Consider the following 16,629-nt stretch of genomic DNA (forward strand, 5'->3'; position numbering starts at 1 on the left):
CGGATAACATCCTGCCCCGATGGACACCGCAGCACAGCCGACGGAGCGCGACCGCTCCTCCCGCCCTGTTCGATCCGAGGAGATCTCGGACACCGAGGGGCCGGAGGACCGGTCGCGTTTTGCGTTGGTGTCCCGGGCGGCCGAGTGGCTCCCGGGCGGGCGGATCACCCTGACCGTGCTGCTTTTCCTGCTCTTTCTGCTCCTCTTCAGCCGATTCGTCATCCAGCCGTTCGAAATTCCCAGCGGCTCGATGGAGCGCGGATTGAGGATCGGGGACCGCGTTCTCGTAAATAAGTTCGCGTACCGTTTCGGTGCCGAGCCGCAGCGCGGTGACGTCGTCGTCTTCGACGGAACCGGCTACTTCGGGCACGCCGACTACATCAAGCGCGTTGTGGGTGTGGGGAGAGACCACGTGGTCTGCTGCGACAAGGAGGGGAGAATCGAGGTGAACGGCCGGTCGGTCGACGAGTCGACGTTCCTTTACCCCGGTGACAGCCCGTCCACGGTGTCCTTCGACGTCGTGGTGCCCGAGGGCGGACTCTTCGTCCTGGGAGACCACCGCAGTGACTCCAGGGACTCCCGGGACCATCTGGGTTCGCCGGGCGGCGGCATGGTCCCCGTGGGCAGGGTGATCGGCCGTGCCGACTGGATCGGCTGGCCCCGTGAGCACTGGACCCGTCTGGACCGACCTGGCGCGTACGCGCGTGTGCCCGCCGCGGACGGTGTCCATGGGTAACCGCGGCAAGCCGCGCGGGGCGCCCAGCACCGTCGCCGACCAACTGCTGCCCACCGGTTCGCGCCGAGCCTCCGGTGCCGCCGCCAGGCCGGGCCGGGCCGAGCGGCGCAAGCTCCAGCGCAAGGTCAAGGCGCGCAGACGGCGTTCGGCCGTCAAGGAGATACCTCTTCTGGTGGGTGTCGCGGTCCTCATAGCGCTGGTCCTGAAGACGTTCCTCGTGCAGGCGTTCGTGATCCCGTCGGGTTCGATGGAGAACACGATCCAGATCGGCGACCGGGTCCTCGTGGACAAGTTCACCCCCTGGTTCGGCTCCGAGCCCCAGCGTGGTGACGTGGTCGTCTTCAAGGACCCCGGCGGCTGGCTGGACGACGAGCCGACCACCGCGAAGGGCGAGGACCCCATCGTTGTCAAGCAGGTCAAGCAGGGGCTCACCTTCATCGGCCTGCTGCCCTCGGACAACGAGAAGGACCTCATCAAGCGGGTCGTCGCGGTCGGCGGCGACACCGTCAAGTGCTGCGACTCCGAGGGCCGCGTGACCGTCAACGGCATGCCGCTCAACGAGACGACCTACATCCACCCCGGCAACAAGCCGTCGTCGTTCACCTTTGAGGTGAAGGTTCCCGAGGGGCGCCTGTTCGTGATGGGCGACCACCGGGCCAACTCCGCCGACTCCCGCTACCACCGCACCGAGGCGTACAGCGGCACCGTGTCCGAGAGTTCCATCGTGGGCCGGGCCATGGTCATCGCCTGGCCGTTCGGCCACTGGACCCAGCTGGAGGAGCCGGACACGTTCTCCTCGGTGCCGGGTGGGTCGGCCACCGCCCTCGGCTCGTCGCATAGGGTGGCTTCCGCGGATCGGTATGGATCGATCCCGCTCCCGATCCCTGCGGAACTCCCGCTCGTTATGGGAGTGGTGGGCCTGCGTCGCATCCGGCGCGGGCGGCGGTTCGGAGTGAGGAGTGGGTGTGGGGGATTTGGCGGTCGGCGCACGGTCCGGGCAGGACGGTCCCGAGGAACAGCGCCCCGCGCAGCCGGTTCCACCGGCCGCAGAGGACGCGGTCCCCGCCGCGAGTGACCCCGGGGCCCCAGGGCTCGCGGGGAGTGGCCCAGGGTTCTCCGGGGCGGGCGGCGGTGACTCCGGGGATTCCGGGGACGACACCGCGCAGGACCTCGACGAGCCCGGCCACAAGCCCAGGAAGCAGCGCTCCTTCTGGAAGGAGTTGCCGCTGCTCATCGGCATCGCGCTGGTGCTGGCGCTGCTGATCAAGACCTTCCTGGTCCAGGCGTTCTCCATCCCCTCGGACTCCATGCAGCACACGCTGGAGCAGGGCGACCGGGTACTGGTCGACAAGCTCACCCCGTGGTTCGGCTCCGAGCCCGAGCGCGGTGAGGTCGTCGTCTTCCACGACCCCGCCGACTGGCTGGCCGGCGAGCCGACCGTCGAACCGAACCCCGCGCAGCGGGTCCTCGGCTGGATCGGCCTGATGCCGTCCGCCAACGAGAAGGACCTCATCAAGCGCGTCATCGGCGTCGGCGGCGACACCATCGAGTGCAACGGCACGGGCCCGCTGAAGGTCAACGGCAAGGCGCTCGACGAGCCGTACGTGTACGCGGGGAACACCCCGTGCACGATGGACGACCAGGGCGGCCAGTTCAAGGTAACGGTACCCACAGGCAAAATCTGGGTCATGGGTGACCACCGGCAGAACTCGCTGGACTCCCGGTACCACCAGGAGGACAAGAACGCGGGCTTCGTCCCCGTGGACAATGTCGTCGGCCGCGCCATCGTGGTCGCCTGGCCGCCCACCCGCTGGAACACGCTGCCGATTCCCGACACCTTCGACCAGAACCTGAGCGCCGCCGCTCCGGGCGCGCTGGGTCTCGCGGGCGCCGTCCCGCTGGTCCTGTGGCGCAGGCGCCGCGTGGTCGGTCGTACGACTGCTCCCGTTACCGTCGGAAACTCCGGTGTTCCCGGGTCGGGTACCGCCGGGTAGGGTGCCGTCCCAGACAGCCGATCTTCCGTGGCCCGGCCAGTTGGCGCAGGGGCCACGGGGATCGCCTCTCCGAGCTGGGAGAACACTGGGATGAGCAGCACGACGACACGTACGGACGAGGGCCGTGGGCGGCTCGGCAGCAAGCTGTCGGGACTGGTCATGGCCCTCGGCTGTGTGCTCTTCCTCGGCGGCTTCGTCTGGGGCGCGATCCTCTACCGGCCGTACACCGTCCCGACGGACTCCATGTCGCCCACCATCGTGGCCGGCGACCGGGTGCTGGCCCAGCGCGTCGACGGCGGCGAGATCAAGCGCGGTGACGTCGTGGTCTTCAGGCAGGAGAGCTGGGGGGGCGACATGGCCCTGGTCAAGCGGGTCGTGGCCGTGGGCGGCGACACGATCTCCTGCTGCACGGACGGCAAGTTGGTCGTCAACGGCAAGCAGATCCAGGAGTCCTACCTGCGCAAGGGCCAGGACGCCGAGCTGACCGGCATCCCGTCGATCACAGTCCCCAAGGGGCGCCTGTTCATGCTCGGCGACGAGCGCACCGGCTCCCTGGACTCCACGGCCCACCTCACGGAGGCCTTCAACGGCACGGTGTCGCGTGGTTCGGTGGACGCCCGCGTCGACGCCGTGGTGTGGCCGATGAACGGCATGCTGGCCCGTCCCACGGGCTTCGAGTCCCTGGGTGGCCTTTCCACGCCGGGCCCGCTGCGGCTGCTCACCGTCGCGATCGTGCTGGGCGGGGTGCTCGTCCTGGGTGGCGGCGCCTACGGGGCGATCGCCGACCGGGCGGCGAAGAAGCGGCGCGGTGCCCCGGTGGCGGAGCCGGCCGGTGCCCGCTGAGGTGGTGGGCACCGCGGACGACTCGCACGCCGGCGGTATGCGCGAGGTGTCCCGGCTGGTGCTCCTCGATCCGCGGGACCGGATCCTGCTGCTGCACGGGCACGAGCCGGACGATCCGTCAGACGCCTGGTGGTTCACTCCCGGCGGCGGTCTCGAGGGCGACGAGACGCACGAGGAGGCCGCGCTGCGCGAACTCGCCGAGGAGACCGGCATCACCGAGGTCGAACTCGGTCCGGTGCTGTGGCGGCGCAGGTGCTCCTTCCCGTTCGCGGGGCGCCGCTGGGATCAGGACGAGTGGTACTACCTGGCCCGTACGGACAGAACGGAGACCCGGGCCACGGGTCTCACGGAGCTGGAACGGCGCAGTGTCGCCGGAGCGCGCTGGTGGACGTGCCAGGAACTGACCCAGGCACATGAGACGGTGTATCCGACCAGACTCGCCGAGCTCCTGCGCAAGGTGCTCGACGAAGGTCCCCCGGCCATGCCCGAGGTCCTCGAAACGGAAATCGTCTAGAGGCTCGCGGCACTGGCGCACAATAGGGGGACGCACGGCTGAAGGGGAACATGCCATGAGCGCCGAGGACCTCGAGAAGTACGAGACCGAGATGGAGCTGAAGCTCTACCGGGAGTACCGCGATGTCGTCGGTCTGTTCAAATATGTGATCGAGACCGAACGGCGCTTCTACCTCACCAACGACTACGAGATGCAGGTGCACTCGGTCCAGGGTGAGGTTTTCTTCGAGGTGTCCATGGCGGACGCCTGGGTGTGGGACATGTACCGGCCGGCCCGGTTCGTGAAGCAGGTGCGGGTGCTCACGTTCAAGGACGTGAACATCGAGGAGCTGAACAAGAGCGATCTGGAGCTCCCTGGCGGCTGACCGTCACCCGTGCGGGTGGCGGAGTTATCCACAATGCCGAGGTTGTCCACCAAGATCCAATAGCTCGCTGAACTGTCCGCATTGTTGGCGCCGGAGGTGGTGCCGACATGAACACACGCCATGAACAAGGCGGCGGACGGAGCGGTGCGCGGGGCAACGCGCAGCGCGGAGCACTGGGCAGGTACGGCGAGGACCTGGCCGCGCGGCGGCTGACCGAGGCCGGGATGACGGTCCTGGACCGCAACTGGCGCGCCGGCCGGACCGGCGAGATCGACATCGTGGCCCGGGACGGCGACGCGCTCGTCGTCTGCGAGGTCAAGACCCGCCGGGCGACCGGTCCGGCGGGGGCCTTCCAGCACCCGATGGCGGCCGTCACGCCGGTCAAGGCGGAGCGGCTGCGGGGCCTCGCCGAGCGCTGGGTCCAGGAACACGGGGGAGCGCCACCCGGCGGCGTCCGCATCGACCTGATCGGCGTTCTGCTGCCCGAGCGCGGCGCGCCCGTGGTGGAACACGCGCGGGGGGTGGCGTGATGGGGTTCGCCCGTACGTGTTCGGTGGCCCTGGTGGGTGTTGAGGGCGTGGTCGTCGAGGTCCAGGCGGATCTCGAACCCGGAGTCGCCGCGTTCACCCTGGTGGGACTGCCCGACAAGAGCCTGACGGAGAGCCGGGACCGGGTCCGGGCCGCGGTCGTCAACTCGGGAGCCGCCTGGCCGCAGAAGAAGCTCACGGTGGGGCTCAGCCCGGCATCCGTGCCCAAGAGCGGCAGCGGGTTCGATCTCGCCGTCGCTGCGGCCGTGCTCGGGGCCGCTGAGCGGATCGACCCGCGGGTCCTCGCCGACATCGTGATGATCGGGGAGCTGGGCCTCGACGGCCGGGTGCGCCCGGTCCGGGGCATCCTGCCGGCGGTGCTGGCGGCGGCCGACTCGGGATACGAACAGGTGGTCGTACCGGAGTGCTCAGCCGCCGAGGCCGCGCTGGTCCCCGGGGTGTCGGTGCTCGGAGTGCGCAGCCTGCGGCAACTGATCGCCGTCCTCACGGACGAGCCCGTACCCGAGGAGGAACCGGACGAGCACGGCCGCCCGGACCCGCTCATGGCGGGCCTGCGGATGCCGGGCACCGGGGCGGCCACGGGCATGCGCAGCATGGGTTCCGCCCAGTACGACAACGGCCACGACCTGGCCGACGTCGTGGGCCAGCACTCGGCGCGCACAGCGATGGAGGTGGCTGCGGCCGGCGGTCACCACGTCTTCCTGGAAGGGCCACCGGGGGCCGGCAAGACGATGCTCGCCGAGCGGCTGCCCGCAGTCCTTCCCCGGCTCACCCGGGAGGAGTCGCTGGAGGTCACCGCCGTGCACTCGGTCGCGGGCCTGCTGCCACCGGGCAAACCCCTGATCGACACGGCGCCCTACTGCGCCCCGCACCATTCGGCCACCATGCAGGCGCTCGTCGGCGGTGGACAGGGCGTGGCGCGACCCGGAGCCGTCTCGCTGGCTCATCGGGGAATTCTCTTTCTGGATGATGCGACTGACGGGCTATGCACCCTTCAGGCCAGACACATCACCAGAGGGCCGTCAGGTGGGTGTGTAGGCCAGTTTACGCCCGCCCCCGATGACGGGTCAGACCCAGCAGCGTTGAGCCCGCCACGAGGCACACACGCTCTCGGGCACAGTGGATCAGGTGAATTGCGGTCCCCTGGACCGCAAGATCATGACCGCCTACTACCGGTCGAGCAGGGAGCAACCCTCTGTCCCGTCGCCAGACCATGGCAACAGGTGGTGCATCCTCACCGGCCACGCCAAGGACATCGGGCATATTCCGCTCACCACCTTGTCGGCTGATGTCGCGATCTTGAACGCGTAGCGCAGATCGCGGGTGATACGTCGGCGTACATGCCATGCCGCCAGAAGGACTGTGCTGCCCCGATCAGTCGGTAAAATCACCTGATCGGGGCGAAGTTGCCCTTGAGGGGTGGGAGGGGCAGTCAATGCAGGCGCGGCGGATTCATCCTGGGGCGTACGGGGCCCTCATCGAGGCGCTGGCCTCCATCTACTGGTACAAGAAGGACCTCAAGAAGTTCATCCAGACTCGCGCGGTAGAGCACCCGAAGCTCTTGGTCGGCCTCGACTTCGACGGCTACAAGCGTGCTTTCGCCGAGGAGTTCGTTGACCGTCTCATGGCCGACGAGGAGCAGTACCGCGACCTCACCTTGAAGATCATGCTCGAAGTCGCGCAGATGGACAGCTTCCTCAGCCTTAAGCGCCATTCCGACGCGGCGACCCTGCTGCCGGCAGCGCAGGAAGCGGTGGCAGCGCTCGGCACCTGGACCGACAAGTACCAGGGTCTCGTCGCGGAACGCGAAGCCCTGGCCGCCGAGCTGGCCGCCCGCCGTGCGCAGATTGAGGTCCAACAAGGCTTCGCCGGGAAGCTCGCAGCGCTCAAGGATCAGTTCATGGAGCTGGGCAAGATGGAGAACCGGCAGAAGGCCGGACTTCTGTTCGAGCCCTTCCTCAACGAACTGTTCCACCTCTTCGACCTGGAGCCGCGGCTGTCCTACGTGCTGAAGTCGGAGCAGATCGATGGGTCGCTCACCTTTGACACGGACGACTACATCATCGAGGCGAAGTGGTGGAAGGGACCGGTCGAGGTCCAGGACGTCGACAAGTTCGACGCCAAGGTACGGCGCAAGGGTAAGAACGCTCTCGGGCTGTTCATCAGCGTCAACGGGTTCACGGCCGGCGCCCGCGAAGAGTACGACAAGCGGACCTCGTTCATCACGATGGATGGCGGCGACCTGTTCTGCGTACTGGAAGGCCGCATCGCCCTCGATGAGCTCCTCCGCCGCAAGAAGCGTCATGCCAACGAGACCGGCGACTGCTACTTCCCAGCGTTTCTGGCGCTGGCCGATTAGAGCGCAGACTTTCAGCTCTGTACAGCAGTCTATTTCGCCAGGATCCCTCCACGCTATTGCAACTTCCCGCAATATGTGCGATAATGCGTAATTCCAGATTGCGCCCCTGCTGAGTGATAGGGGTGCGGTCTGGAAAATCCAGGCTGCCCGTCAGGCGGAAGGCTTGGGAACATTATGGGGAAGAATACTTCACACACCCTCACTGAGGCATTCGACATATCGAGTAGTCTCACCCTCGAATCTTTCTTCGAGGCAATGCGTTCAGGAACTCGCTATAGTCCGGTCGCCATCAAGATGGATGTAGATGAGCGCATGGTTATCGAAGACTGGATGAAGGGCGCTGACGTCACTATTCAGATGGTTCCTACTCTGCTCAGGACGATTTTCGTGTCAGAGCAGGGGTGCGCTGAATACGAGTTCGAGGGCTGGCTCCTCGGCGACTACCCGGAGCGCATCTGGGTCCAGGGTCAACTCCGTACGGGAGGTGAACCCGGAGTCGTCGACGAGGGCAGCATACGCCGTCTCGTTGCCCATGAAGAAATCGGTACTGACCCCTTCTTCCCGGAGCTCAACCCCGAGACATATTCCTACGAGCTTCCCAATTCGTAGGTACCCAAGGCCACAGTTAGTCTGTGGCCTCTTTCTTTTGTGCCGACTAGTCCCGGTCCGGCGCCGGCCCATCTGGCGATTTCCATTCTGCCCACATGCCGGAGTAGAGATGGGGAACTGGATTGGTGAAGATGTGGGAGTAACTACCATCTTCGGACGCCGGAATTGCAATGTCCTCTCTCCTGTTTGTGCCATGCCACTCCCATATATCGCCGATTGGGTCCCAGGCGTATGCCGTGTCGGGATGATGGCGGCGATCCTGCAGGGCCCCCACCTCCTGCGGTAGGCAATCGGGCTCGAAAATAAAATGCATAGTAATCTTTGGGTACTCTTCCATCGGTCGGAATACGTAGTCCTCGGTCTCGCGCGGGTTCCAAGGAGCGACGGTGAAAGCGAATTGGCGCGTTTCACCCTCTCGTAGTGCGGGCTGGAGTTTGATCTCCACAGTCGGAGTAGTACTCCCTGGTTCGTGATAGCCCGGAAAGAAGTCAATCTGCTTGACGGTGCACCCAAACAACGGGTGTATCTCAACACCTCTTGGCATTCGCTCTGGGAGGTAGTCGCAGGAATCTACAAGCTCGGTGTGGTTGCCTGATATTGATCGGACGGTGCGGCAGATGTCAATGCAGTGCATGACGATACGATCACGCCTATCTCTGTGGAACTTGTAAGTTACCTCTACGTTGCCTGCTGATATTGATACAAGAGGCCGGGGTTGAGGGGGAGCGAGACTCTGAGCAAGAGCTCGCATCAATTGGAGCTCCCCACCTTCCGTCTCGGGCGGCTTTCGACGCCAATCTCGCACATCTCCCGGTGCGTTCACTAGGTTCATTACATGCAGCCGCCGTAGATCGTGAGGCTTATCTACCCAATCCCTACTGCGCTTGAGTAGTACATTGAGCGCCTCGCGTGCCAGGTCGGCACTTATTCGCCTTCGGCGACCATAACTAAAGAGCAAGTCAACGTCCCCGTGTATGTTCAGAATGCCGACGGCAAGAGCGTCATTGATGGCCTCTGCCAGGTCTTCGGGCTCCCCATCCAGATCGGCCTTTTTGGCCACTTGCGGAAGGCTCCGCAATTCCACCTTGCCGATGAGCCGTGTGACCGTCGTTCGGCGGGGGCCTACCAGTTCCTGGAGTTCTCGGGCCAGCCGTTCAACTTCGGCTCGGTACTCGATCACCATGATCACCGCCACAAAGCTGCCACACCGAAACGGTCGCGCCAGCCATCGGCTTCGTATCGGGATGGACTGTTGAGAGGTGGTGCGACCGCGCCACCTCCCCACCAACCCGAAGGGGGTCCTGATGGACCAAAATGAGTGGGCTCGGCGCTTCTGCGTGAGCCAGGCGGCTGTGGCCGCCGTGAAGGAGATCGAGACCTACAGCCTCCACGCTCTCGGCGCGATCGTCACCCGTGCGAAGGACAGCCGATGAGCGACTTCCGTCCCGACCACCGTATCCCTGCCGCCCCGTGGGGCGCTCGTCGAGCGGCAGACATCTACAACGCGGCCATCCAGGCCCAGAAGGAAATGACGCAGCAGCTGCGCTTCGTCAAGAACATGCGCGAGCGCTGGGGCACCCGGGCTCGCAGGGCAGTCGAAGCCGTCGTGGACGGTGTCGAGCGCCGCGTGAAGTTCCTGAAGATCATCGCCGAGGGCGATCCGGCCGTTAACGGCCTGCTGTACAACATCGAGGTCGAGGCCGCCTGGCTTCGCCGCGCGATCGACGCCGGAGGTACGGCCTGATGACGGAGATCGTGCCCCAGGGCAACAACCGGCCGGAGCGCCGCCCGCGGACCCGCGCGGAGAAGCATGAGCTGCGGGTGGCTGAGCTCCGTGCCGACGTCGCCCACATCAATGCCCGGACGGTGGCGGAAGTGGAACTCATTCGAGCTGCGGGTCGGGCCCAGCTCCACCTGGAGCGGGCTCGGTTCACGCGCATGCTCACCCGCGAGGTGGCCGAGCAGTACGAGGCCATGCATCACGAGATCGCCCGCATCCAGCAACGCAATCCTGACGACCTGGGCCTGGCTCTCGGCCTCGCCGAGATTCTGGACGACGGCCAGCAAGCGATGCGCAGCGTGATTCACGACCACATCCGCGACGGTCGGAGGCTCTCGTGAATGTCTTCGGCGACATCATCTCGTGGATCTTCGCCAGTCCTCTGAACCTGGTCATCACTTTCGTTGGCTTGATCGTCCTGGCACACCTGCTTGGGGACTGGCCAGACTTCTCGTCTACTAGCCAGCGGTCCGAGCGCCGGGCCGAGCGCCTCGCCGCGATGGAAGCTGTCCGAGACGCCACGTACAACGCAACCCGCCGTGCAGCCGAAGCCCGGCGGTACGTGACCCGCGAACTGGCCGAGGCTAGTCGGCTCGCCCGACGTCGTCGGGCTGAGGCCCGTCAGCAAGCCGCGAAGACCATCGACAAGGCACGCAAGTTCGCATGGCTGTTCGAGGAGGTCAAGAAGCGTCCCCAGGACAGGGGTGGCAAGTGAGCGGCCCGCCCAGCCGGTGGACGACTCTCATGGTCCTCCTGATCGCCGCCATGGTCGTGGCGCGGTCGCTGGTGGCGGCCCTCGCGCCGGTACTGCCCTGGCTCGCTGTTGCGCTCGTCGGTAGCGGAGGGCTGGGGGTGATCGTGCTGTTGCTGCTCCGCAGGAGCAGCCGGTGGTAGAGCTCTTCGACATCGCCGAGTGGGTTCGCCGCAGCAGGGCAGCGCAGACTCTGCCCGAGAAAGTGCTCGACCCGGCAACCGTCTCCCGACTGGCAGAGCTTGTGCACCTGGCCCTGGAGACGGAGCAGACCCGCCGCTCTGAACGCCGCACCTGGCACAAGTCCAGGAGCCATGCGCCCGTCAGTGCATGCGGATGCCCCGACTCCCACGCGGAGGACGGCAGCCGCCACTGATCGAACTATCCAGCGTCGGGGCAGTTCGTGCTCCGGCGCCTTTTCATTCTCGATCTTCAACAGGGAGAACCTTTGGGCCCTCAGACTTCGGCCGATCGCGGTCGCCGTACGTACCTCGTGCTCTTCCCCCGTGATCTCCACCGCGATGCGGTGCTCGCGGTCCTCCGAGCCCTTTACGGCCCCCTGCGTCCGTCGCTGCTCAACGGTGATGGCACCGTGGCTCTTGAGGTTTACGCCGACGTAGGCGGCATCAAGTTCTTCATCAGCCTGACCGGCAATGTCACGACGGGTATGGACAACCTTCTCCAGACCCACCTGGCCGGCGCCACCGTCACGCCGGCTGACGGCACCGACGACATCATGGTCACGACGCCTTGGTCACGAGTCGTCGAGGTCGGGACATCCAATGCCCACGCGTCGCTGCGGATCGCGTCGTCGGCAGCAGTCACGGCTGGCCTGCTCAGCTGCTTTACGAGCCTGACGAACAACGAAGCCCTCGGGCAGCAATGGATCATCACGGCGGCTCGGCCGCAGGGCATGCCCCCCAACCGTATGTGGACCCGGCGGCCCATCGACGAGGCGGCGCACAAACAGAAGAACGCCGAACCGGTCTTCCTCGCGGTCGGCCGGATGGCAGCTCGTGGGCCTGGTGCAAAAGATCTCCTTGGTCGGCTCCAGGCGCACTACAGCAGCCTGCGCACGCACGGCGTGAGTGTGAAGAAGCGGCGGTTCGTTCGTTCGGTAACCGCTCGCCAGCGCCTCCAGGCGAGGTCGGGCGCACTGGTCTACCCGGCCACCCTCAATGCTGCTGAGCTGGCCGCGGTCATCGGCTGGCCGTTCGGCTCGCCCCAGGTCGCCGGTCTGGCGCTCGGCCACTCCCGCCGACTGGCCCCGAGCTACTCCCTGCCCCGACAAGGGCTGGTCATCGGGACGTCAAACTTCCCCGGTGACATCCGGCCCCTGGCCATCGCGTCCGAGGACCGGGCAGCCCACACTCTGATCGTCGGACCCACAGGCACCGGCAAGAGCACCTTGATCGAGAACCTGATCACGGCCGACATCCGAGCCGGCGCGGGGCTCGCTTACATCGACCCCAAAGGCGACTCTGTTCGGCGCATCCTCGATGCCGTACCGCGTGAACGCCTATCCGACGTCTTGCTGTTCGACGTCACCGACCTTGAACGGCCCATCGGTTTCAACGTGTTGGCTGGAGAACGCGCCGACCGGGTGGCTGGCCAGCTCATGCTCGTCTTCGACAAGCTCTTTGGCCTGTCCATCAACACCCCACGCGCCTATGACGTATTGCGTAATACCCTCATGACACTCGCTGAGTGCGGCTACACCGTGATCGAGGTACCGCTCGCCCTCCTGCCTGGTCCCCGAGGCCAGGCCTTCCGCGACACCCTGACCGGCCAGCTGCGTAACCCTGAACTGCTGGACTTCTGGCGGTGGTTCGACGGACTCAGCAGCCGTGAGCAGTCCGAGACCGGAGCCCCCATCACGCGTCGGCTGCGTCCCTTGCTTCTCTACCCCGAACTGCGGGCGACGTTCGGCCAGGTTCAGTCCGGCCTCGACCTGGCGGCGGCCGTGGCCGAGCGCAAGATCGTGCTCATTCCGCTCAACAGCGCGCAGCTCCACGAGGAAGCCGCCCTCATCGGCACGCTGTGCCTGAACGCGTTGTGGAACGTCATCCAGGTCACAGAGAGAGCCGAGAACTTCGCCTTGTACGTCGACGAGTTCCGTGACCTGATCAACCTGCCGATCTCCTTCGGCGACATGCTCGCCAAGGCCCGCGGTCACCGTCTCCCCATCACCGTGGCGACGCAGGATGTCAGCCGTCTGACCGACGGCATGCGCAAGGACGTCATGAACAACGCCCGGACGAAGATCTTCTTCCAGCCAGCGGCTTCGGACCTGTCCCTGTTGGGCCAGGAACTGGGCGGCATGGCGACCGCGGCCGACCTGGCCAACCTTGGCCCGCGCGAAATCATCGCTCGCATCTATGTCGATGGCGTGGCGACACCGCCCGTCACTGGCCGGACCCATCCGCCGCCCGAGCCTGTCGGTCTTGGACAAGCAGCCAAGAGCGCTTCTCGCTCTCGCTATGGCCGCCCCCGGGGCGAGGTTGAAGCGGAGATCGACGAGCGGCTGAGGCTGGCGACACGGCGGGTAGGTCGTGCGACCGGGAACGGGACGGCCCCGGAGCCGAGTCCGTCGGACCAGATCGGCTGGGAGGACTGGGACCTGTGAGTATCACGTCGAGCTACCTGAACCAGTTGGCGCCGCAGCTCAGTGCACGAGACCTGGCCATCATCTACGAGGTCGGACGCTTCAAGCTGATGACCGGCGGCCACCTGGAGCGCCTGTTCTTCGCCGACTGCTCCGACACCAGCCGGACCCGGAACCGACAGGCCGTGTTGCGCCGGCTGACTCAGCACCGTGTCCTCGCCCGAGTCGGAGAGCGGAGGGTCGGCGGTGCCCAGCGCGGTTCCGCCGCGTTCCTCTACGCCCTCAATGTCGCCGGGCAGCACCTCAGCCAAGCCACCAGCACGCGGCCTCGGCGACCGTACTCCTGGTACGAGCCGACGATCGCGCACTTCCTCGCCATTGCCGAGCTGTACGTCATGCTCCGAGAGGCCGACCAGTCCGGGCTGTTCTCGCTGCTCGACTTCCAGACCGAACCGTACTGCTGGCGCACCTTTGGCCAGCGAACTCTCAAGCCTGACGCCTTCGCGCAGATCGGGATCGTGCTGCCCGATGGCCGGCGACGCAAGGGCAGCTTCTTCATCGAGGTGGACCGGGCCAACCAGTACGGCGCGAAGATCGAGACGAAGGTGCCACAGTACGTGGCGTACTACCAGCACGACCGTCTTGCCCAACCGGATCGGGCCTTCCCACGCATCGTCTTCCTGGCCCCGAACGATCAGCGCGCCGGGTACCTCGGCCAACTCGTCCAGGGCCGACCGGAGGTTCGTCAGCTTTTCTCCGTTGGGCTGCTGGAGGACCCGATAGCGACTCTCATGCGGTTTTAGGGCCGGCACATCAGGCATACGCCAGGGCTGCTGGCGAGACCATAGACGATCACGACTCAGGCTGGTTCACTATCCTGCATGTTGTAGGAACTTCAGTGAAACAGAGCTGATGGGGGCTGCTGTGCGCTTCACTGTCTTGCCAGCCGGCGTCTGGCCGCCGCAAGGAACCACCTCTTGTTCCTATCTCGTGATGGATAATTGGGATGACTGGTTCCGCTACAGCACGCTCTATCACCTCTACTACTGTGACGAGCGAGGCGACGTTGAGCAGATCGGCCAAGTGAAAATTGGCCAATTCAACATGGCGACCGACCAGCGGGCGCCCGATCTTCCGACCACCTTCGAGCAGCTGAGTGACGACTTCTTCTCTCTCGGACAGGACGACAGCTACTACCGGAGTCTCAACAAGCTAGGCGACAGCGTTCGTGACGAAATCCTCCGAGCGCTGCACGATGTAGCTCTGGACGGGGACCTATTCGTTCGGTCACTCAGCGAAGACGTGACTGGTACGTCATTGCTGCGCTCGGTGACGCCAACTACTGTGGAGGGGCAGTTCCGACGGTTGGCCACAGGTGGCGCACGACTCTCCCGTTACGAGTTCACCTACACGTTGCCCCCAGACCCGCAAGCAGAGGGTGACCCGGTATCTCTAGGGTTCGAGGTAGAACCAGACTCGGAGCCGCCGACCAACATCCACGTCCTCATCGGCCGCAACGGTGTTGGCAAGACACATCTCCTTAACCATATGGCCCGTGCTCTGGCGGATGATCGTGCGACAGCGGAGGAGGTCGGAACATTCGAGGTCGACGCTTCTGATACCAGCGGAAAAACCTTTGCCAACCTGGTCTCTGTGACGTTCAGCGCGTTCGACCCATTCGAGCCGATCAGCACACCTCGGAACAGGGCCACGGGGCTCCAATACACCTACATCGGCCTTAAGCGTATTCGCACCAGTCTCACGGATAAGCCGCAACCGCCCAAAGATCCCAGTGCCTTTGCCCGCGAGTTCAGCACGAGCGTCAAGGTCTGTGTGAAAGGAGCGCGCTTTGCCCGGTGGCGCCGAGCGCTCCAGATGCTGGAGGCCGACCCGATTTTCAGCGATGCGAGAGTGGCGGACTTGGCCGACTCTGCGGCTAACGAGAGTGAACTTAGTGGGCGAGCGCTACTACTCTTCCGGAATCTCAGTTCGGGCCACAAGATTGTTCTGCTGACCATTACTCGCCTCGTCGAAAGCGTCGAGGAACGATCCCTTGTCCTGCTCGATGAACCGGAAGCTCATCTACACCCACCGCTTCTCGGAGCGTTCATCCGAGCCCTATCTGACCTGCTGATCAATCGGAATGGTGTAGCCATCATCGCGACCCATTCGCCCGTCGTGTTGCAGGAGGTTCCTCAGCAGTGCGCATATAAGCTCCGTCGCTCTGGCCGTCAAATGGTAGTAGATCGGCCGGAAATCGAAACCTTCGGCGAGAACGTTGGCGTACTTACCCGCGAAGCGTTTGGGCTGGAGGTCACCCGTTCTGGATTTCATCGCCTCTTGGGTGAAGCTATCGTGTCGAACAGCAGTTATGAAGACATCATCGAGCGGTTTGGAGGCCAGCTTGGCGGTGAGGCGAAGGGAATTGTCCGGGGCCTAATCGCTGCCCGGGATGCGGAGGACGGCTTCTGATGTGGAAGGTCGATCCTCCAGAGCACACAGCAGCCTTTAGCTACAGAACATGCACCAGTCGTATCCAGGTTAAGGAGCTTAGGGATCGCCTCAAAGAAGCAGAGGACGAGGTGGTCGCAGCAGCCGATGAGTATGCCGAGGCGGCAGAGACGCTAACACTCCATACACTGGAGCCCGGCGATTTTACCCTTGATACGGTCAGTTGCGACGAGATGATAGCGCTGTACAAATACCGCTTGGTCCAGAAAAAGGCTGTAGGACGCTTCATCTATGATGACTTGATCCTGGCCGCCACCCATGGGCGTTGCCCTCTCTGTGGGCAGCGTGCGGTATCAACCCTCGATCATCACCTGCCGAAGACGCTATACCCAGCTCTTGCTGTCGATCCGCTCAATCTGATCCCGGCCTGCTCTGACTGCAACAAGCTAAAATCCAACGCTGCGCCGACCTGCGCGGAGGACGAGCCACTCCACCCTTACTTCGACGATATCGAGGACGATCCGTGGCTATGTGCCGCGGTCGTGAATGTAGCCCCTGCGGCCGTACGCTTCTACGTGGGTCCTCCACTGGAATGGCCCGAGACCCTAGCCTATCGAGCGCATCGGCACTTTAAGATGTTTAAGCTTGCAAGTCTGTACGCATCCCAGGCTGCCCAGGAAATCAACAACATCAGATACGCACTGTCGCAGGTGTTCGATAGGGGCGGTGCCAATGAGGTGCAGAGGCATCTTGAGGAACAGGCAGATAGCCGTCGGGCTGCGCACATCAATAGTTGGCAGACCGCGACATACACAGCGCTCGCGGATAGTGCATGGTTCTGCCAGGGCGGTTTCGCTGAGTAAGGCTGTCAGGCGCGTCTGCCGCTGGGCACCCAGGTAGCAGGCTCGCTGCCTTGCACTTCGTTGGGCTCCTGGACCTGGATCACCTTGGTGCCAGACCCTTCGACGAGTTGCTACCCCTACGCGCCGGCCTACGCGCCGGCCTACGTGTCGGCCTACGTGTCGAGCGGGACCATCACGACGCTGAGCTGCGACGACGGACGATTTTGCCGCGG

20 protein-coding genes and 1 pseudogene are annotated in these 16,629 nt (G+C 64.8%); 20 read left to right on the forward strand and 1 reads right to left on the reverse strand.

Going from position 1 to position 16,629, the window contains the following annotated elements; all coding sequences use genetic code 11:
- Positions 1 to 19: 19 nt before the first annotated feature.
- From lepB (G3I56_RS22555) to G3I56_RS22600, 10 genes and pseudogenes are all read left to right on the forward strand, one after another.
- Complete coding sequence (gene lepB, locus G3I56_RS22555) at positions 20 to 736, forward strand: signal peptidase I (protein WP_164411729.1); 717 nt, start codon at positions 20 to 22, stop codon at positions 734 to 736.
- Positions 729 to 1,811, forward strand: coding sequence for a signal peptidase I (lepB, locus tag G3I56_RS22560; RefSeq protein ID WP_164412066.1), 1,083 nt, complete (start codon positions 729 to 731; stop codon positions 1,809 to 1,811). The genes lepB (G3I56_RS22555) and lepB (G3I56_RS22560) overlap by 8 nt, the downstream gene beginning before the upstream one ends.
- On the forward strand, positions 1,702 to 2,730 hold the full coding sequence (gene lepB, locus G3I56_RS22565) for a signal peptidase I (protein ID WP_343240029.1): 1,029 nt from the start codon (positions 1,702 to 1,704) through the stop codon (positions 2,728 to 2,730). The genes lepB (G3I56_RS22560) and lepB (G3I56_RS22565) overlap by 110 nt, the downstream gene beginning before the upstream one ends.
- A 90-nt stretch (positions 2,731 to 2,820) precedes the next feature.
- Positions 2,821 to 3,573 carry a signal peptidase I gene (gene lepB, locus G3I56_RS22570; protein WP_164411740.1) on the forward strand — a complete coding sequence of 251 codons (753 nt, stop codon included), beginning with the start codon at positions 2,821 to 2,823 and terminating at the stop codon, positions 3,571 to 3,573.
- Between the two features lie 37 nt (positions 3,574 to 3,610).
- Positions 3,611 to 4,087 (forward strand): NUDIX hydrolase, encoded by a 477-nt coding sequence (locus G3I56_RS22575; RefSeq protein WP_164412070.1) that lies wholly within the window; start codon positions 3,611 to 3,613, stop codon positions 4,085 to 4,087.
- Positions 4,088 to 4,142: 55 nt separating this feature from the next.
- A complete protein-coding gene (locus G3I56_RS22580) occupies positions 4,143 to 4,451 on the forward strand; it encodes a DUF2469 domain-containing protein (RefSeq protein WP_003965949.1) in 309 nt (102 codons plus the stop codon).
- 107 nt (positions 4,452 to 4,558) lie between these two features.
- Complete coding sequence (locus G3I56_RS22585) at positions 4,559 to 4,981, forward strand: YraN family protein (RefSeq protein ID WP_164411743.1); 423 nt, start codon at positions 4,559 to 4,561, stop codon at positions 4,979 to 4,981.
- Positions 4,981 to 5,970: pseudogene (locus G3I56_RS22590) on the forward strand (ATP-binding protein); the annotation flags it as partial. The gene G3I56_RS22585 and the pseudogene G3I56_RS22590, both read left to right, overlap by 1 nt.
- Positions 5,971 to 6,434: 464 nt before the next feature.
- Positions 6,435 to 7,358, forward strand: a complete 924-nt coding sequence (locus G3I56_RS22595; protein WP_164411745.1) for a restriction endonuclease — start codon at positions 6,435 to 6,437, stop codon at positions 7,356 to 7,358.
- Between the two features lie 312 nt (positions 7,359 to 7,670).
- Complete coding sequence (locus tag G3I56_RS22600) at positions 7,671 to 7,967, forward strand: hypothetical protein (RefSeq protein WP_164411747.1); 297 nt, start codon at positions 7,671 to 7,673, stop codon at positions 7,965 to 7,967.
- A 46-nt stretch (positions 7,968 to 8,013) separates the two neighbouring features.
- Here the strand turns inward: G3I56_RS22600 and G3I56_RS22605 are convergent, their stop codons facing one another.
- Positions 8,014 to 9,156, reverse strand: coding sequence for a hypothetical protein (locus G3I56_RS22605; protein ID WP_164411749.1), 1,143 nt, complete (start codon positions 9,154 to 9,156; stop codon positions 8,014 to 8,016).
- Positions 9,157 to 9,271: 115 nt separating this feature from the next.
- Here G3I56_RS22605 and G3I56_RS44780 point away from each other — a divergent pair, with 115 nt between their 5' ends.
- The 10 genes from G3I56_RS44780 to G3I56_RS22650 all read left to right on the forward strand — a co-directional run bounded on the left by G3I56_RS44780 (position 9,272) and on the right by G3I56_RS22650 (position 16,417).
- Positions 9,272 to 9,400 carry a hypothetical protein gene (locus G3I56_RS44780; RefSeq protein WP_275406795.1) on the forward strand — a complete coding sequence of 43 codons (129 nt, stop codon included), beginning with the start codon at positions 9,272 to 9,274 and terminating at the stop codon, positions 9,398 to 9,400.
- Entirely contained in the window at positions 9,397 to 9,711 is a 315-nt protein-coding gene (locus G3I56_RS22610; RefSeq protein ID WP_164411751.1) for a hypothetical protein, read from the forward strand. The genes G3I56_RS44780 and G3I56_RS22610 overlap by 4 nt, the downstream gene beginning before the upstream one ends.
- Complete coding sequence (locus G3I56_RS22615) at positions 9,711 to 10,088, forward strand: hypothetical protein (protein WP_164411753.1); 378 nt, start codon at positions 9,711 to 9,713, stop codon at positions 10,086 to 10,088. The genes G3I56_RS22610 and G3I56_RS22615 overlap by 1 nt, the downstream gene beginning before the upstream one ends.
- On the forward strand, positions 10,085 to 10,462 hold the full coding sequence (locus tag G3I56_RS22620) for a hypothetical protein (RefSeq protein ID WP_164411755.1): 378 nt from the start codon (positions 10,085 to 10,087) through the stop codon (positions 10,460 to 10,462). The genes G3I56_RS22615 and G3I56_RS22620 overlap by 4 nt, the downstream gene beginning before the upstream one ends.
- Positions 10,459 to 10,641 (forward strand): hypothetical protein, encoded by a 183-nt coding sequence (locus G3I56_RS22625; RefSeq protein WP_164411757.1) that lies wholly within the window; start codon positions 10,459 to 10,461, stop codon positions 10,639 to 10,641. Before G3I56_RS22620 ends, G3I56_RS22625 begins: the two co-directional genes overlap by 4 nt.
- Complete coding sequence (locus tag G3I56_RS22630) at positions 10,635 to 10,874, forward strand: hypothetical protein (protein ID WP_164411759.1); 240 nt, start codon at positions 10,635 to 10,637, stop codon at positions 10,872 to 10,874. The genes G3I56_RS22625 and G3I56_RS22630 overlap by 7 nt, the downstream gene beginning before the upstream one ends.
- A 117-nt stretch (positions 10,875 to 10,991) precedes the next feature.
- Positions 10,992 to 13,124, forward strand: a complete 2,133-nt coding sequence (locus G3I56_RS22635) for a type IV secretory system conjugative DNA transfer family protein (protein WP_164411761.1) — start codon at positions 10,992 to 10,994, stop codon at positions 13,122 to 13,124.
- On the forward strand, positions 13,121 to 13,906 hold the full coding sequence (locus tag G3I56_RS22640) for a replication-relaxation family protein (protein ID WP_164411763.1): 786 nt from the start codon (positions 13,121 to 13,123) through the stop codon (positions 13,904 to 13,906). Before G3I56_RS22635 ends, G3I56_RS22640 begins: the two co-directional genes overlap by 4 nt.
- A 121-nt stretch (positions 13,907 to 14,027) precedes the next feature.
- Entirely contained in the window at positions 14,028 to 15,575 is a 1,548-nt protein-coding gene (locus G3I56_RS22645; RefSeq protein WP_343240030.1) for an ATP-binding protein, read from the forward strand.
- Entirely contained in the window at positions 15,575 to 16,417 is an 843-nt protein-coding gene (locus tag G3I56_RS22650) for a hypothetical protein (RefSeq protein ID WP_164411768.1), read from the forward strand. Before G3I56_RS22645 ends, G3I56_RS22650 begins: the two co-directional genes overlap by 1 nt.
- The last annotated feature ends 212 nt before the right edge of the window (positions 16,418 to 16,629 follow it).

It is taken from the genome of Streptomyces sp. SID12488 (assembly GCF_010548275.1).
GTDB lineage: Bacteria > Actinomycetota > Actinomycetes > Streptomycetales > Streptomycetaceae > Streptomyces.

Bases quoted from the DNA above. Each gene is read 5' to 3' on its own strand.
- lepB (WP_164411729.1), top strand. From the start codon at position 20: ATGGACACCGCAGCACAGCCGACGGAGCGCGACCGCTCCTCCCGCCCT.
- lepB (WP_164412066.1), top strand. From the start codon at position 729: ATGGGTAACCGCGGCAAGCCGCGCGGGGCGCCCAGCACCGTCGCCGAC.
- lepB (WP_164411740.1), top strand. From the start codon at position 2,821: ATGAGCAGCACGACGACACGTACGGACGAGGGCCGTGGGCGGCTCGGC.
- G3I56_RS22575 (WP_164412070.1), top strand. From the start codon at position 3,611: ATGCGCGAGGTGTCCCGGCTGGTGCTCCTCGATCCGCGGGACCGGATC.
- G3I56_RS22580 (WP_003965949.1), top strand. From the start codon at position 4,143: ATGAGCGCCGAGGACCTCGAGAAGTACGAGACCGAGATGGAGCTGAAG.
- G3I56_RS22585 (WP_164411743.1), top strand. From the start codon at position 4,559: ATGAACACACGCCATGAACAAGGCGGCGGACGGAGCGGTGCGCGGGGC.
- G3I56_RS22595 (WP_164411745.1), top strand. From the start codon at position 6,435: ATGCAGGCGCGGCGGATTCATCCTGGGGCGTACGGGGCCCTCATCGAG.
- G3I56_RS22600 (WP_164411747.1), top strand. From the start codon at position 7,671: ATGGTTATCGAAGACTGGATGAAGGGCGCTGACGTCACTATTCAGATG.
- G3I56_RS44780 (WP_275406795.1), top strand. From the start codon at position 9,272: ATGGACCAAAATGAGTGGGCTCGGCGCTTCTGCGTGAGCCAGGCGGCT.
- G3I56_RS22610 (WP_164411751.1), top strand. From the start codon at position 9,397: ATGAGCGACTTCCGTCCCGACCACCGTATCCCTGCCGCCCCGTGGGGC.
- G3I56_RS22615 (WP_164411753.1), top strand. From the start codon at position 9,711: ATGACGGAGATCGTGCCCCAGGGCAACAACCGGCCGGAGCGCCGCCCG.
- G3I56_RS22650 (WP_164411768.1), top strand. From the start codon at position 15,575: ATGTGGAAGGTCGATCCTCCAGAGCACACAGCAGCCTTTAGCTACAGA.